The sequence below is a fragment of the Candidatus Hydrothermales bacterium genome (assembly GCA_039630235.1).
GTDB lineage: Bacteria > Hydrothermota > Hydrothermia > Hydrothermales > JAJRUZ01 > JBCNVI01.
The window spans coordinates 388-590 of the sequence record JBCNVI010000063.1 but is presented as its reverse complement, the minus strand read 5'-3'; the positions used below and the strand labels follow the sequence as shown (position 1 = coordinate 590).

Annotated in this window: 1 protein-coding gene; it reads left to right on the top strand. The window is 31.0% G+C overall.

What is annotated here, in order from left to right:
• A partial coding sequence (locus ABDH49_09315) for a hypothetical protein (protein ID MEN3047136.1) occupies positions 1-203 on the top strand: 203 nt, incomplete at both ends.

The window sequence follows — 203 nt, the reverse complement described above, 5'->3', positions numbered from 1 at the left end:
ACAGCCTTTGTGGTAAACTACGACTTTTCAAAACAGATGGACTTTTATAGGGGAATAAAAGAAAAAATTTCAAAAATTCCGGATATAAAACTTCACCTAAAGAAAGAGATGGTAGTCTCTACATTCTTACTACTTCTGCTTATTATAGGTTTAGTTTTTGTTTACAACTATCTAACAAAAAGCTACGAGGAGAGATTACTAAA